This window comes from Streptomyces sp. NPDC018045, from assembly GCF_044327445.1.
Taxonomy (GTDB): Bacteria; Actinomycetota; Actinomycetes; order Streptomycetales; family Streptomycetaceae; genus Streptomyces.
Genome location: NZ_JBIRFL010000021.1, coordinates 106,718 through 122,331, shown reverse-complemented (window position 1 = coordinate 122,331; position 15,614 = coordinate 106,718). Strand labels below are relative to the sequence as shown.

At 73.1% G+C, this 15,614-nt stretch carries 12 protein-coding genes; 6 read left to right on the top strand and 6 right to left on the bottom strand.

All coding sequences use genetic code 11. From position 1 onward, the window contains the following. Positions 1 to 398: 398 nt before the first annotated feature. Positions 399 to 1,397, top strand: a complete 999-nt coding sequence (trpS, locus tag ACH4EB_RS30850; RefSeq protein ID WP_398351314.1) for a tryptophan--tRNA ligase — start codon at positions 399 to 401, stop codon at positions 1,395 to 1,397. Positions 1,398 to 1,483: 86 nt separating this feature from the next. Here trpS and proC read toward each other — a convergent pair whose 3' ends face one another. Beyond that, positions 1,484 to 2,293 (bottom strand): pyrroline-5-carboxylate reductase, encoded by an 810-nt coding sequence (gene proC / locus ACH4EB_RS30845; RefSeq protein ID WP_398351326.1) that lies wholly within the window; start codon positions 2,291 to 2,293, stop codon positions 1,484 to 1,486. 576 nt (positions 2,294 to 2,869) lie between these two features. Between proC and ACH4EB_RS30840 the strand changes: the two genes are divergently transcribed. The 3 genes from ACH4EB_RS30840 (at position 2,870) to ACH4EB_RS30830 (ending at position 6,630) form a co-directional block, all read left to right on the top strand. Next, entirely contained in the window at positions 2,870 to 3,268 is a 399-nt protein-coding gene (locus ACH4EB_RS30840) for a hypothetical protein (RefSeq protein WP_398351312.1), read from the top strand. A gap of 299 nt (positions 3,269 to 3,567) precedes the next feature. Beyond that, entirely contained in the window at positions 3,568 to 5,127 is a 1,560-nt protein-coding gene (locus ACH4EB_RS30835) for a SulP family inorganic anion transporter (RefSeq protein ID WP_398351311.1), read from the top strand. A 93-nt stretch (positions 5,128 to 5,220) separates the two neighbouring features. Next, complete coding sequence (locus ACH4EB_RS30830; protein WP_398351309.1) at positions 5,221 to 6,630, top strand: M1 family metallopeptidase; 1,410 nt, start codon at positions 5,221 to 5,223, stop codon at positions 6,628 to 6,630. 36 nt (positions 6,631 to 6,666) lie between these two features. Here ACH4EB_RS30830 and ACH4EB_RS30825 read toward each other — a convergent pair whose 3' ends face one another. Together ACH4EB_RS30825 and ACH4EB_RS30820 are read right to left on the bottom strand one after the other, a co-directional pair. After that, positions 6,667 to 7,212, bottom strand: coding sequence for a hypothetical protein (locus tag ACH4EB_RS30825; RefSeq protein WP_398351308.1), 546 nt, complete (start codon positions 7,210 to 7,212; stop codon positions 6,667 to 6,669). 78 nt (positions 7,213 to 7,290) lie between these two features. Further along, positions 7,291 to 7,680: an SH3 domain-containing protein gene (locus tag ACH4EB_RS30820; RefSeq protein WP_398351307.1), complete on the bottom strand. Its 390-nt coding sequence runs from the start codon at positions 7,678 to 7,680 to the stop codon at positions 7,291 to 7,293. Between the two features lie 176 nt (positions 7,681 to 7,856). Between ACH4EB_RS30820 and ACH4EB_RS30815 the strand changes: the two genes are divergently transcribed. After that, positions 7,857 to 10,217 (top strand): PQQ-binding-like beta-propeller repeat protein, encoded by a 2,361-nt coding sequence (locus ACH4EB_RS30815; RefSeq protein WP_398351306.1) that lies wholly within the window; start codon positions 7,857 to 7,859, stop codon positions 10,215 to 10,217. Between the two features lie 189 nt (positions 10,218 to 10,406). Here ACH4EB_RS30815 and ilvD read toward each other — a convergent pair whose 3' ends face one another. The 3 genes from ilvD to ACH4EB_RS30800 all read right to left on the bottom strand — a co-directional run bounded on the left by ilvD (position 10,407) and on the right by ACH4EB_RS30800 (position 14,342). Further along, on the bottom strand, positions 10,407 to 12,314 hold the full coding sequence (gene ilvD / locus ACH4EB_RS30810; protein WP_398351304.1) for a dihydroxy-acid dehydratase: 1,908 nt from the start codon (positions 12,312 to 12,314) through the stop codon (positions 10,407 to 10,409). 225 nt (positions 12,315 to 12,539) lie between these two features. Then, a complete protein-coding gene (locus ACH4EB_RS30805; protein WP_360136801.1) occupies positions 12,540 to 13,352 on the bottom strand; it encodes a sugar phosphate isomerase/epimerase in 813 nt (270 codons plus the stop codon). 57 nt (positions 13,353 to 13,409) lie between these two features. Next, positions 13,410 to 14,342 carry a Ppx/GppA family phosphatase gene (locus tag ACH4EB_RS30800; protein ID WP_398351303.1) on the bottom strand — a complete coding sequence of 311 codons (933 nt, stop codon included), beginning with the start codon at positions 14,340 to 14,342 and terminating at the stop codon, positions 13,410 to 13,412. Positions 14,343 to 14,435: 93 nt separating this feature from the next. On the opposite strand from ACH4EB_RS30800, the gene ACH4EB_RS30795 reads away from it, so the two are divergent. Further along, complete coding sequence (locus tag ACH4EB_RS30795; RefSeq protein ID WP_398351302.1) at positions 14,436 to 15,278, top strand: hypothetical protein; 843 nt, start codon at positions 14,436 to 14,438, stop codon at positions 15,276 to 15,278. Positions 15,279 to 15,614 lie beyond the last annotated feature (336 nt).

Genomic DNA, 15,614 nt, shown 5'->3' with positions numbered 1-15,614 from the left:
TCACTACTTTAGTGCTTTTCCCCGGTGACGCCTAATCGGGTCACCGGCCGGAATTTCGGCATGCCGAAATTCGTCCCGTCCGGGAGTCGAGCAGTGGTGATTGTGCCGCCGGTCTGGCGTGAGGGGCTGCCGTGGGTGCCTGTCGGCTCCGTGGCAACTCGGAGAACACTACACGAGGGGTTGGGACGCTTCAAACCCGTGCCAGGAGGCGGATCTGGGCGTACCGTGGGCCTCATGACGACGCGTGCACTCGTACAGCAGTGGTGGCCCGCCTGACGGCGGCCGCTCCCAGTGCATGCACACAACGGCCGCCGCCTCGGCGGCCGTTTCGCGTATCTCCTCGCAGCCGGCCGGTGGGCGCGGCGGTCCCGGGACCAGTAGTTCGGGAGACGAGAGAGATGACGCGGATCTTCAGTGGTGTGAAGCCGACGGGGCACCTGACCCTGGGGAACTACCTCGGGGCGCTGCGGAGCTGGGCGGACGTGGACCAGCACCGGGCGGAGGCCCTGTTCTGTGTGGTGGACCTGCACGCGCTGACCGTGGAACACGATCCGGCGCGGGTGCGCAGACTCAGTCGGCAGGCGGCCACGCTGCTGCTCGCCGTGGGGCTCGACCCACAGCTCTGCACGCTGTTCGTGCAGAGCCATGTCGACGAGCACGCGCGGCTGTCCTACCTGATGGAGTGCACCGCCGGCGACGGCGAGATGCGGCGCATGATCCAGTACAAGGAGAAGACGGAACGGGAGCAGGCGCGGGGTGGCGGCGTGCGGCTGTCGCTGTTGACGTATCCGGCGCTGATGGCCGCCGACATCCTCGCGTACGGGACGCACGAAGTGCCGGTGGGTGAGGACCAGGCGCAGCACGTGGAGCTGACGCGGGACCTGGCGGCGCGGTTCAACCAGCGGTACGGGCAGACGTTCGTCGTACCGAAGGCGACAGTCCCGAAGGTGGCCGCGCGGGTGATGGACCTCCAGGAGCCGACGTCGAAGATGGGCAAGTCGCACGCCCGTACCTCCGGGATCGTCTATCTGCTGGACGAGACGGACGTGGTGCGCAAGAAGGTGATGCGGGCCGTGACGGACGCCGGGTCGGACGTCGTGTACGACCGGGCCGAGCGGCCCGGGGTGGCCAATCTGCTGGACATCCTGGCGGCGTGCGGGGCGGGTGACCCGGCGGAGCTGGCGGACGGGTACGACTCGTACGGCGCGCTCAAGAAGGACACGGCCGAGGCGGTGGTGGAACTTCTGCGGCCGGTGCGGGAACGGCACGCGGAGCTGGTGGCCGACCCGGGGTACGTGGACTCCGTCCTGCGGGACGGGGCCGAGCGGGCCCGGGCGATCGCGCGGCCGCGGGTGGACGCGGCGTACCGGGCGGTGGGGTTGCTGCCGGCGGTGTGAGGTGCGGGGTGTGGCCACCGGCGCGCGAGTCGTGCGCGGCGGTGGCCACGGCCCCGGGCGGCTGAGCGGCTGGGTGCCGTGGTGGGTCAGCCGTTGCCGGAGGCGAGTTCGCGACTGCGGTCGCGGGCCGCTTCGAGGGCGGCGATCAGCGCGGCCCGTACGCCGTGGTTCTCCAGCTCGCGGATGGCGTTGATGGTGGTGCCGGCGGGCGAGGTCACGTTCTCGCGGAGGGTGACCGGGTGCTCGCCGCTGTCCCGGAGCATGGTCGCCGCGCCGATCGCCGCCTGCACGATCAGGTCGTGGGCCTTGTCGCGCGGCAGGCCGAGCAGGATGCCGGCGTCGGTCATCGCCTCGACGAGGAAGTAGAAGTAGGCCGGGCCCGAGCCGGAGAGGGCCGTCGCGGCGTCCTGCTGGGACTCCGGGACGCGCAGCGTCTTGCCGACGGTGGCGAAGATTTCCTCGGCGCGGGTGAGGTGGGCCGCCGTGGCGTGGGTGCCGGCCGAGATGACGGACATCGCCTCGTCCACCAGGGCGGGGGTGTTCGTCATGACCCGTACGACGGGGGTGGCGTCGGGCAGCCGCTCCTCGAAGAAGGCGGTGGGGATGCCGGCGGCGCCGCTGATGACCAGGCGGTCGGCGGGGGTGTGCGGGGCCAGCTCCGTGAGGAGGGTGCCCATGTCCTGCGGCTTGACGGTGAGAATCAGGGTGTCCGCGGACTTGGCGGCCTCGGCGTTGGTCACCGGGGTGACGCCGTAACGGGTGCGGAGCTGTTCGGCGCGTTCGGGGCGGCGGGCGGTGACCAAGAGGTCGGTGGGGGCCCAGCCGCCTCGGATCATGCCGCTGAGGAGGGCCTCGCCGATTTTTCCGGTGCCGAGTACGGCGACCTTCTGGGTCATGTTGCGGTTCACCTCGCCGGTGGGGCTGCTCATGGATATGGGGGCCTTGGGCGGTCGGCCGGTGTGCGGGGCTTTGCCGCCCTGGTCATCCTCGCATCGTGGCGGCTCGGGAGGCGGGGGTGTTCACGTGGTGGGCCGGGGTGAGGGTGAACGCAGCGGATATGGGATAGGGGACGCCGTGATCGCCCGGCGGGCTCGTCCTCGAGCGCCGGACGGGCTTGATGTGGCTGGGTGGGGACGAGAAACCGGACGGGCTCGATGTGGCTGGTGGGGGTGTACGGCTGTGAGGGCGGGGGTCCGGGCGGGGGCGGCCTCTGTGAGCGGGCCCGGACGGTGGTGGCTCGTGTGGAGGGATGTCTGCGGGGCAGTCCGGTGGTCGGAGTGGGCTGGGCGCGACGTAAGTCGTCGGCTGGTGAATGCGGCGTGCACTGCTTGGTGCGGTAAAGGCCGGGGGCGTGCTCCGGCGGGCGGCGGAGTGCGCGAAAACGACCGCTCCTTTTCGATAACTCAGCGTTTACCTGACGGTTACACAGCGAGTCGCTCAAAGACATGCTGTTTTGGACACACTGAAGGTGAGTGTCCAACCAGCCGGTGGAGGGGGCCGACGCCATGCGCCGTGTGCTGCTGTTTCTCGTGGCAGTGCTGCTGGCGTTCCCGGTCGGCACCGAGGGCACGTACGGGCGGGTGGCCGGAAGCAGGGCCGGGACGCAGGCCGCCGGTGTGGCCGCGCCGTATGCGTACGAGGAGGGCGGCCCGGCGGACTCCGCGACGGAGCGCTGCCCGACGGGCCGTGCCGCGCGTTCCGCGACCGGCGCACCGGCTTTCCAGTCCGGCGACCAGACCAGGGGCGCGAGCGACCCCACCGTTCCGCCGGCTGCCGGCCCGGACCCGACGGCCCCGGTCACCGGGCGCCGCGCGGTGCCGCTGACGCGTTCGGGGCAGCTTCCCATCAGCCATCGGGTCTTCCGCTGCTGATCGACGACGCCCGCCGGTCGATCGACGAAACCCGCCGGTAGCCCGGCACCGGCGGGAGGCGGACCGGCGGCCGGCGGCACAACGCCCCGCCAGGCGCCCGTCCCCCTCCCCGCACCCGCCCCCCCCGTAACCGCACGGGGAGCACCCGTACCCACAAGGCCGGGCTCCCGTGCCCACCGGCACTCCCCCGTGCCCGCGCAGCTCACGGTTCACCGACCGATCCGGTCACCCTCTCCCTCCGCACGGCGCACGTCCGCGCCGCGCGGTCCGTCGCAACGCGCTGGAGGCAAGGCATCCCCATGCAGAAAACAACCGACATACGCGCGGACTTCACCGCTTCCCTCGTCGTCTTCCTGGTCGCCGTACCGCTGTGCGTCGGCGTGGCCGTCGCCTCCGGCGTCCCGGCCGAACTCGGGCTCGTGACCGGCATCGTCGGCGGCCTCCTCACCGGCCTCCTGCCCGGCAGCAGCCTTCAGGTCAGCGGCCCGGCCGCCGGCCTGACCGTCCTCGTGTACGAGGCGGTCAAGGAGTTCGGGCTCAGCGCGCTCGGCGCGCTGGTGCTGGCGGCCGGTGTCCTTCAGCTCGTCATGGGCGCACTCCGCCTCGGCCGCTGGTTCCGGGCCATCTCCGTGGCCGTCGTCCAGGGCATGCTGGCGGGCATCGGGCTCGTCCTGATCGCCGGGCAGTTGTACGCGCTCACCGACGCCAAGGCCCCCGGCAGCGGACTCGCCAACCTCGGCGGCCTGCCGGAGCTGGCGGTCGACACGCTCTGGTCGGACCAGGCGCTGACCGCGGCGGCGATCGGTGTCGGCGCCATCGCCGTCCTGATGCTGTGGCCGCGGTGGAAGCGGGCGGCGCGCGTGCTGCCGGCGCCCCTGGCGGCCGTGGCGCTGGCCACCGTCACCGTCGCCGTCTTCGGCCTGCCGGTGGCCCGGGTGGAGGTCACGGGGCTGCTGTCCGCCGTGCAGCCGCCGGGCGGCGCGGACTTCGCGCGGTTGGCGGGGGTCGGCGCGGTCGGCACCGTCCTCGCGTTCGCGCTCATCGCGTCCGCCGAGTCGCTGTTCAGCGCGGCGGCCGTGGACCGGCTGCACGACGGGCCGCGTACGGACTACGACAAGGAGCTGATGGCGCAGGGCGCGGGCAACGCGGTGTGCGGGCTGCTCGGGGCGCTGCCGATGACCGCGGTGATCGTGCGCAGCGCCGCGAACGTGCGGGCCGGGGCACGTACGAAGGCGTCGCGGGTGATGCACGGCGGGTGGCTGCTGCTGTTCGCGGTGGCGTTCCCGGAGGCCCTGGGTGTCGTGCCGCTGGCGGCGCTGGCGGGGGTGCTCGTGCACGCGGGCTGCAAGCTCATTCCCGTACGGGACATGGTGGCGCTGTGGCGTGAGCATCGGGGTGAGGCGGTGGTGCTCATGGGGACGGCGGTGGCGATCGTGGTGACCAACATGTTCGAGGGCGTGGTGATCGGGCTGTTGATGGCGGTCGCGAAGTCCGCGTGGGAGACCTCGCACGCGCATCTGGAGGTGTCGGGTCTGGAGGGCGGCGGGCCCGGGGCCGGGCCCATCCGCGTACGCGCCCTGGGGAACGCCACCTTCCTGCGGCTGCCCAGGCTGCTGGACCAACTGGAGGCGCTGCCGCACGACCGGGACGTGGTCCTGGACCTCTCCGGGCTGCGGTACCTCGACCGGGCCTGTACAGCGGCGCTGGGAACCTGGGCGGAGCGGCGGCGGCCGGCCGGGGATCCGGACCCCGGCGGTGCCGGTGCCGGTGTCGGCGCCGGGCCCGGACCGGGGCCGGGCTCGGGTCCGGTTGCCGCCGGCGCCGCCCTCACTCCGCCATCCGGACATAAGGGCGGATAAGCTCCATTAAGGGGAAGGGTGCGGCGTTGCGGGCCAAAGGGCCGTAGGGTCGTGGAGCTTGATCCACCCCCGCCCCACGACCCGAGGAGCCCCGTGATCCGCCGGCCTCTCCGCTCCTGCGGTGCGACCGCCGCGCTCTCCGTCGCCCTGCTGCTGTCCTCCTGTACGAGCGCCACCCGGCTGGACGGCACGCAGGGTGCGGGCAGTGTGCACGACCCGCTCTTCCCCGCCCTCGGCAACGGCGGGTACCAGGTCGGACACTACGGTCTCGACCTCGACTACGACGTACCCGGCGGCACGCTGGACGCCACCGCCGAGATCACCGCCACGGCGCAGGCCGACCTCGCCTCCTTCCAACTGGACCTCCAGGGGATGAAGGTGCACGGCGTGCGGGTGGACGGCGAGGACGCCGGGTTCTCCCGCAAGGGGCACAAGCTGACGGTCCGCCCGCACGCGACGGTCAAGAAGGGCGCCACGTTCCGTACGACCGTCGCGTACGACGGCGAGCCCGAGGAGATGACGGACGCGGACGGCGCGACCGAGGGCTGGGTCCGTACGGAGGACGGGGCGTTCGTGGCGGGCCAGCCGGCCGGGTCCATGACGTGGTTCCCCGGCAACAACCACCCCGGGGACAAGGCCGCGTACGACTTCAAGATCACCGTGCCGGACGGGTACACCGCCGTCGCCAACGGCGAGCTGCGCGGCAGGAAGAGCGCCAAGGGCCGGACCACCTTCGAGTGGCACAACGCCGAGCCGATGGCCTCCTACCTCGCCACCGCGACCATCGGGAAGTTCACCGTCCAGGAGTCCCGGACGAAGGGCGGGCTGCCCGTCTACACGGCCGTGGACCCGGCGGAGGCCAAGGAGAGCGCGGGGCCGCTGAACCGGCTGGACGAGATCCTCGACTGGTCGGTGAAACGGTTCGGCCCGTATCCGTTCTCCTCCGCCGGGGCGATCGTCGACCACACGCCCGAGCGGGTCGACTGGGGCGCGCTGGAGACCCAGACGAAGCCGGTCTACGCCGGGGCGCCGGACGAGGGCACGGTCGTGCACGAGACCGCGCACCAGTGGTTCGGCGACTCGGTGACGCCGAAGACGTGGCAGGACATCTGGCTCAACGAGGGGTTCGCGCAGTACGCGGAGTGGCTGTGGGAGGAGGACAAGGGCGGCCGTACGGCGCAGCAGCAGTTCGACGAGCTGTACAAGACCGCCGAGGACGACGAGGACGTCTGGGGCTTCCCGCCCGGCGACCCGGGCACGGCGGAGAACGTGACCGGCGACCCCGTCTACAAGCGCGGCGGCATGGTCCTCCAGCAGCTCCGGAAGGCCGTCGGCGACGCCACCTTCTTCGCGATCCTCAGGGACTGGCCCGCTGAACACCGCCACGGCAACGCCGACTCGCAGCAGTTCATCGACTTCTGCCAGGACCGTACGGACGAGGACCTGACGGATCTCTTCGACGACTGGCTGTACGGGGACGGGAAGCCGGACTGGGAGTACTGAGGGGCCGCGGGCCCGGCCGTGGCCGCCGGGTGCCCGCTAGCCGCGCTGCTTCTTCGCCTTCTTCGCCTTCTTCGCCTCCGTCGCCTTCTTGGCCGCCGGGTTGCCCGTACGGGCCTTCCGACGGCGTTCGTGGCGTTCGCGTTCGGCCTCGTACTCGGCGCGCCGTACCCGCTCGCCCGGGGCCTCGACGAGGCTGCGGCAGAAGTAGGCGAGGAGTGTGCCGATGAAGCCGATCAGCAGCAGGCTCTGTGCGGAGCGGTCGGCCGGTCGCTCGGAGGCCGTGTCGTCGGTGGTGCGGGTCAGGCGGTCCCAGGTGCGGCGGAAGGCGACCGCGCTGCACACGGCGAAACAGGCCACGACCAGGCCGTTGAGGAACGAGCCGACCGCGGCGATCTCCAGGCCCTGGAAGGCGAAGCGCAGCACCACCGCGCCGGCGGCGGCGAGTGCCAGGGAACCGACGGCGACCCCGGCCCGGCGCAGGCCGTAGCCGCCGTCGTGGTGCACCCAGGTCGTCCCGAAGAAGCGGATCTCGGCCGGCTCGGGGCCGGGCCGGTCCGGGGCGGGCCGTGTCTCGTCGCTCATGAGGTCGATTATCCCCGGCCGGCCGGGGAGGGGGGACGGCGGTCGGGTGGCCGCCGGCCCGCCGGTGGCCTCGGCCGCTCAGTTCGCGCAGCGCGGGGCCACGAGGCCGTCGCTGCCGGTGCGGACGTAGCTGTCCGAGACGTACTGGCCGGGCGCGATGCAGTCCCAGACGTCACTGGTGCCGTACGGGCCGCTGACCCGCTCGCCGGAGCGCTGGCAGCGGATGGTGACCCGGGCGCCGTACGGGAGCTGCCGGACGAGGGAGCTGCGGCTGCTGGGGCCGCTGCGGACGTTGAGGCGGTAGCCCGGCGCGACCGGGTAGGTGGCGGCGGTCGCCGCCATCGCCTGGGCGGCGACGCCCTCGGCCTCGGTGACCGCCTCCGCCTCCGCGACCACCGCGGCCTCCTCCGTGCCGGTGCTGCCGGGCGTGCCGGTGCTGCCGACGGTGTTCTCCGGTGTGCTGCTCATGCGTACTCCCCCGTTGAGTGGTCCGGTGTGCGTACTCGGTGCGGTGCGGGCCGGCCGGTGGCGGATCGGCGGCGGCCCGTGCACCGCGCACGCTAGCAAGCCTCACCTGTCCCGTACGCACCATCGACTAGGCTCCGTGCGTCGCATCTGCGGCCCATGGACACGGGGGTGGGGAGATGCCGCCGCTGCGCGGTTCCGGGGCGGACCCGGAAGCGGAACGTCCGCTGTACGCGGGCCGGTACCGCCTGGACGCGCGCCTGGGCTCCGGCGGGATGGGCGTGGTGCACCTGGCCCGGTCGTCGTCGGGGCTGCGGCTGGCCGTGAAGGTCGTACACGCCGAGTTCGCCCAGGACCCGGAGTTCCGGGGCCGGTTCCGGCAGGAGGTGGCGGCGGCGCGGCGGGTGAGCGGCGCGTTCACCGCGCCGGTCGTGGACGCCGATCCGGATGCCCACCGGCCCTGGATGGCCACCCTCTACATTCCCGGGCCGACCCTCGGCGACCATGTGAAACGCAACGGGCCGCTGGCTCCGCACGAGGTCCGCAGGCTGGCCGCCGGGCTCGCCGAGGCGCTGCGCGACATCCACCGGGCCGGTGTGGTGCACCGCGATCTGAAGCCCGGCAACGTGCTGCTCGCCGCCGACGGCCCCAAGGTCATCGACTTCGGCATCTCGCGCCCCGCGGACAGCGAGATGCGGACCGAGACCGGCAAGCTGATCGGCACGCCGCCGTTCATGGCGCCCGAGCAGTTCCAGCGGCCGCGCGAGGTGGGGCCGGCGGCGGACGTGTTCGCGCTGGGGTCGGTGCTGGTGCACGCGGCGACCGGGCGGGGGCCGTTCGACTCGGAGAGCCCGTACATCGTCGCTTACCAAGTGGTGCACGACGAGGCGGACCTGACGGGCGTTCCGGAGGAGCTGGCACCGCTGATCCGTACGTGTCTGGCGAAGCGGCCGTCCGACCGGCCGACGCCGGATGTGCTGATGCGGATGCTGCACACCGAGGGGTTGGTGGAGGGCTACGGCGATGTGCTCCCGGGCGGCCCGGCTCCGGAGGAGGCACGCGTGCCGGCGCAGCGGCAGCAGCCCGCGCGCGTCGTCTCCGCGCCCGCCGCCTCCGCCGCGCCGATCGGGGCCGGGGATACGCATGTACGGGCCCGGCGGCCGGAAACGGACGCTGCCGCACCACCGGAAGCGGAACCGGAAGCGAAAGCGAAAGCGGAACCGCAAGCGGAAGTTCAGGGGGCGGGAAGAGCGCGGGGGACGGCGGTTTCGTGGGAGCCGCCGGAGGCGGCTGCCGCCGCTCCCCCGGTGGCTCCCGCCCCGCGCCGCCGCCGCTGGGCGGTCTGGTCCGCCGTGGCCGCCGTGCTCGCCGGTGCGGGCGTCTTCGCCGGCGTACGGGTCCTGGGCGCCGAGGACGCCCCGGCGCTGCAGACACACACCGCCGACGGCACCGCGGCGGCCTTCCGCCCGTGGCACACCCAGGTGATCCAGCGGCCCGCCGGTCACGCGGCCGAGATGCCGTTCTGCGCGTACGGCGCTTCCGCCCTGTTCTGTGTCGAGCGGGGGCTGAAGGCCGCGCGGCTGGACGCGGAGCGCGGCACGGTGACGTGGCGGCGGGCGAGCGAGCCGGTCCGCAAGGGCGACATGCCGCCGGGCGCGCCGGTGTTCTCCGGCGGGCTGGTCTACGTACGGTCTCCCGACGGCAAGCGGCTGGAGGCGCTCGACCCGTCGGCCGGCGCGCGGGGCGCCACGCGCTGGAGCAAGGACCTGACCGGGTACGACGCCGAAGTGCGGTTCGTCGGCGAGACGATTCTGCTGACCGCGGCGGACGGGATGGTCACCGCCCTGGACAGCGCCACGCACCGGGAGCGCTGGCACCGGCGGTACCCGGCGCAGCCACTGGGCCAGTTCACCGCGTACGGGGACGGCCGTACCGCGTACGCGGCCACCGTCTCGGCCGACGGGACCTCCACCGTGGTCACCGCGATCGACCCGGAGCACGGCACGCCGCGCTGGGAACGGCGGCTGCCCGGGTCGCTCACCCTGGCCGGTACGGGCGGCTCCGGCTCCGTCTACCTGACCGCCGCCGACCCGCTGCTCGTCACCCGTACGTCGGCCGTCGTCCGCTACGACCCCGCGACGCACCGTGTACGGCGGCTGCCGCTGGGCGCGCCGGTCGACGACGCGGCAGCCGTGGTGCGCGGCGAGACGGCCTATGTGCTGGCCGCCGGCGGCACGCTCCAGGCGGTCGGCGAGCGGCGGTGGAGCGTGGAGACCTCGGTGAGCCGGGGGTCGGTGCCGGTGCTCGACCCCAAGGGCGAGCGGCTGTTCTTCACCGGGGCCGACGGCCGGCTGCTGGCCGTGGGAACCCGGCGCGGCGCGCTGCTCGGCCAGACGCCGCCCCGGCTGGCCACCGGCCGCAGCGGCTACCTGGAGAAGCTGCCCGCGCCGCTGCCGGACCCGGGGCGCGGCCGGATCTACGCGGCGGCGCCGGACGGCTCGGTGTTCGCCGCGGACGCGGAGAACCCCGCCCGCTGGTGAGAGCGGGCGGGGTACGAGAAGCCGGGAGTTGGGGGGCCGAGGGCCGGAGGCCACAAGCCGAGGGCCGGGAGTTGGGGGCCGAGGACCGGAGGCCACACGCCGAGGACCGGGAGCCACAAGCCGAAGGCCGGAAGCCGGGGGCGCGGGGCTCGGGGCGGGTTCGCGCAGCCCGGGCTCCGGCGGGCCGGCTCAGCCCAGCTTGGTCACGTCGCGCACCGCGCCCTTGTCGGCACTGGTGGCCATCGCCGCGTAGGCGCGCAGGGCCTGCGAGACCTTGCGTTCGCGCTTCTTCGGCGCGTACACACCGCCCAGCGCCTCCCTGCGGGCCGTCAGTTCGACTTCCGGCACCAGGAGTTCGATGGTGCGGCCGGGGATGTCGATGCGGATGCGGTCGCCGTCCTCGACGAGGGCGATGGTGCCGCCGGAGGCCGCCTCGGGCGAGGCGTGCCCGATGGACAGGCCGGACGTGCCGCCGGAGAAGCGGCCGTCGGTGACCAGCGCGCACGCCTTGCCCAGGCCGCGGCCCTTGAGGAAGGACGTCGGGTAGAGCATCTCCTGCATACCGGGGCCGCCCTTGGGGCCCTCGTAGCGGATGACGACGACGTCGCCCTCCTTGATCTGCTTGCCGAGGATCTTCTCGACGGCCTCCTCCTGCGACTCGCAGACCACGGCCGGGCCCTCGAACGTCCAGATCGACTCGTCGACGCCCGCGGTCTTCACCACGCAGCCGTCCTCGGCGAGGTTGCCCTTGAGGACCGCCAGGCCGCCGTCGGCGGAGTAGGCGTGGGCGAAGTCGCGGATGCAGCCGCCCGCGGCGTCCACGTCGAGGCTGTCCCAGCGCTCGGACTGGGAGAAGGCGGTGGCGGAGCGCTTGCAGCCGGGGGCCGCGTGCCACAGCTCGACGGCCTCGGGGGACAGTGAGCCCCCGCGCACGTCCCGCCCGTCCGCCGCCCGGCCGCCGTCCCTCAAGGACGTGGCTCCGCCACGGATGTCCCATTTGTCGAGCCAGTCCGCCATCGAGGAGCTGTGCACGGTGTGCACGTCCTCGTTGAGCAGCCCCGCCCGGTACAGCTCACCCAGGATGGCGGGGATGCCACCCGCCCGGTGCACGTCCTCCATGTAGTACGTGCCGCCGGGGGCGACGTTCGGGGCGACCTTGGCCAGGCAGGGCACCCGGCGCGAGACGGCGTTGATGTCGTCCAGGTCGAAGCCGAGACCGGCCTCCTGGGCGGCGGCGAGCAGGTGCAGGATCGTGTTGGTCGAGCCGCCCATGGCGATGTCCAGGGCCATGGCGTTCTCGAAGGCGGCGCGGGAGCCGATGCTGCGCGGCAGCACGGTCGCGTCGTCCTGGTCGTAGTACCGCTTGGTGATCTCCACGACCGTACGGCCGGCGTTCTCGTACAGCGCGCGGCGGGCGGTGTGGGTGGCCAGCACCGTGCCGTTGCCGGGCAGCGACAGGCCGATGGCCTCGGTCAGGCAGTTCATCGAGTTGGCGGTGAACATGCCGGAACAGGAGCCGCAGGTCGGGCAGGCGTTGTCCTCGATACGGAGGATGTCCTCGTCCGAGACGCTCTCGTCGACCGCGTCGGAGATCGCGTTGACCAGGTCCAGCTTGCGGACCGTGCCGTCGACGAGGGTGGCGCGGCCGGCCTCCATGGGGCCGCCGGAGACGAAGACGGCGGGGATGTTCAGCCGCATCGCGGCCATCAGCATCCCCGGGGTGATCTTGTCGCAGTTGGAGATGCAGATCAGCGCGTCCGCGCAGTGCGCCTCGGCCATGTACTCGACGGAGTCGGCGATCAGGTCGCGGGACGGCAGGGAGTAGAGCATCCCGCCGTGGCCCATGGCGATGCCGTCGTCCACCGCGATGGTGTTGAACTCGCGGGCGATGCCGCCGGCCTCCTTGATCGCCTCACTGACGATCCGGCCGACCGGCTGGAGGTGGGTGTGGCCCGGTACGAACTCGGTGAAGCTGTTGGCCACGGCGATGACGGGCTTGCCGAAGTCCTCGCGCGCTACGCCCGACGCCTGCATGAGCGCGCGGGCGCCGGCCATGTTGCGGCCATGGGTGACGGTGCGGGACCTCAGCTCGGGCACGTGGATCCACTCCTCGGGTGCGTCTGACTCCGTGCGCGATGTCTGGTGCGTACGGAGTCCGTCGAGCCTACGCCCCGGCTCCAAGATCTGGACAGGGAATCCGGCATGTGAGACGCGCGACCGCTGTGCGGACAGGGCCGCCGGCGCGCCCGCGGTCCGGCGCGGTGCGCGGGCGCCGGGGGCACGGGCCGTACCCCCGGCGCCCGCGCACCGCGCGTCACATCATCACGAACCGGGCACCCAGGTCGGCGACGCCAGGTGCAGCCGGGTGAAGGCCAGCGCCTCCGCGAGGTCCGCCTCCCGCTCGGCCGCGGACAGAGCGCGCCGGGTGTTGACCTCGACGACGATGTGCCCGTCGAAGCCGGTGGCGGCGAGCCGCTCCAGCAGTTCGGCGCAGGGCTGCGAGCCGCGGCCCGGCACCAGGTGCTCGTCCTTGTTGGAGCCGTTGCCGTCGGCGAGGTGGATGTGCGCCAGGCGCTCGCCCATCCGGTCGACCATGTGCAGGGCGTCGCTGCGCGAGGTGGCGGTGTGCGAGAGGTCGACGGTGAAGTGCCGGTAGTCGTCCTTGGTCGGGTCCCAGTCCGGCGCGTACGCCAGCATCTCGCGGTCCCGGTAGCGCCACGGGTACATGTTCTCGACGGCGAACCGTACGTCCGTCTCGCTCTCCATCCGCCACACTCCGCGTACGAACTCGCGGGCGTAGTTGCGCTGCCACCGGAAGGGCGGATGGACGACCACCGTCGAGGCGCCGAGCTTCTCCGCGGCGTTGCGAGCGCGCTGCAGCTTCACCCAGGGGTCCGTGGACCACACCCGCTGCGTGATCAGCAGGCACGGCGCGTGCACGGCCAGGATCGGCACCCCGTGGTAGTCGGAGAGCCGGCGCAGCGCCTCGATGTCCTGGCTGACCGGGTCGGTCCACACCATGACCTCGACGCCGTCGTAGCCCAGGCGCGCGGCGATCTCGAAGGCCGTCGCCGTCGACTCCGGATACACCGAGGCCGTGGACAGGGCGACCTTCGCATCCGGGATGCGCACCACTGGCTCCGTCACGAGGGACAGGGTACGGGCCGCCGCCGACGGGTGTCGGCCGCGCCCCTACCTCGCGGGCAGGTGGTCGAGGTGGCGCAGGATCACGCCCTCGCGCAGCGCCCACGGGCAGATCTCCAGCGTGCGCACGCCGAACAGGTCCATCCCGGCCTCCGCCACCAGCGCCCCGGCGAGCAACTGGCGCGAGCGGCCCTCGGAGACGCCGGGCAGTGCGGCGCGCTGCGCCCCGGTCATCCCCGCCAGCCGCGGCACCCACTCCGCCAGCGCCTTGCGGTCCAGCTCACGCTGGGCGTAGAGGCCGTCGGCGGCCCGGGCGGCGCCGGCGATACGGGCCAGTTGCTTGAGGGTCTTGGACGTGCCGACGACGTGGTCGGGCGTGCCGAAGCGCGTGAAATCGCTCACCACCCGGGCGATTTCGGCCCGTACGCGCTTGCGCAGCGCCCGTATGTCCTCCGCCTCCGGCGGGTCGCCCGGCAGGTCGGCCGCGGTGAGCCGGCCCGCGCCCAACGGCAGCGACACCGCGGCGTCCGGCTCCTCGTCCAGCCCGTACGCGATCTCCAGCGAGCCGCCGCCGATGTCCAGCACCAGCAGCCGCCCCGCCGACCAGCCGAACCAGCGGCGGGCCGCGAGGAACGTCAGCCGGGCCTCGTCCTCGCCGGACAGCACCCGCAGCCCGACGCCGGTCTCCAGGGCGACCCGGCGCAGCACGTCCTCCCCGTTGGACGCCTCACGCACCGCGGAGGTGGCGAACGGCAGGACGTCCTCGACGCCCTTGTCCTCCGCCACCTCGACCGCGGTCCGCACCGTCGCCACGAGCCGCTCCACCCCCGCGTCGCCGATCGCGCCGTCCTCGTCGAGGAGTTCGGCCAGCCGCAGCTCCGCCTTGTGCGAGTAGGCGGGCAGTGGACGCGCGCCCGGGTGCGCGTCCATCACCAGCAGATGGACCGTGTTCGACCCCACATCGAGGACTCCGAGTCTCATACCGTCGAACCTACTGCGGGCGGCCGGGAACCGACGGCGAGCCCCCGACCACGGGGGCGTCTCGCGGGGCGGTGGCCGCCTTAGGCTGGAGTGGTGGCTAAGACGAACAAGGCGAAGCAGGAAAAAGCCCTGAAGAAGGCGGAAAAGCAGCGTGCTGCGCGTGCGGCGCAGGAGGCGCAAGGGGCTCGGGCCGACGAGGTCGGCGGTCTGGACTTCGCCCGCGCCTGGGTCACCTTCCCCGACCCGGCCGACGACGAGCAGGTCTTCCGCTGCGACCTGACCTGGCTCACCTCCCGCTGGACGTGCATCTTCGGCAGCGGCTGCAAGGGCATCGAGGCGGGGCGCGCGGACGACGGCTGCTGCACGCTCGGGGCGCACTTCTCCGACGAGGAGGACGAGCAGCGGGTCGCGGAACACGTGGCACGCCTCACACCGGACCTGTGGCAGTTCCACGACGTCGGTACGTCCACGGGCTGGACCCAGGAGGACGAGGACGGCGACCGTCAGACCCGGCGCTGGAAGGGCTCGTGCATCTTCCAGAACCGCCCCGGCTTCCCGGCCGGCGCCGGCTGCTCGCTGCACATCCTCGCGCTGCGCGAGGGCCGCGAGCCCCTGGAGACCAAGCCGGACGTCTGCTGGCAGCTCCCGGTCCGCCGCACGTACGACTGGATCGACCGCCCCGACGACACCCGCGTCCTCCAGGTCACCATCGGCGAGTACGACCGCCGCGGCTGGGGCCCCGGCGGCCACGACCTGCACTGGTGGTGCACGTCGGCGACGTCCGCACACGGCGCGGGCGAGCCGGTCTATGTGTCCTACGGGCCCGAACTCACCGAACTGATGGGCAAGGAGGGCTACGACCGCCTCGTGGAACTCTGCCAGGAGCGGATGGCGGCGACGCTCCCGATGGCACCGCACCCGGCGGACCCGAAGTAGCCCGGCCCGGCGGACCCGAAGTGGCCGCTCCCGGATGGGCCGACGTGGTCGCCATCGGCGGGTCCGACGTGGTCGCGATCGGCGGGTCCGACGTGGCTGCGACCAGGTGGCTCGGGGTAGCGGCATCTGGCGGGGCCCTGCCGGGGACGGGGCTCCTGGCGGGGCAGAGGCTGGAGTCCGGGGCAGAGGCTAGGGGCCGGGGCAGGGGCTGGAGTCGGGGACAGAGGCTAAGGGCAGAGGCCGGAGTCCGGGGCAGGGGGACGTACGGAGGTGGCGCGCGGGGGCAGGCGGGACGGTAGCCGGATCTGCGGGCCCGGTGGGGTGGCCGGTGGATCT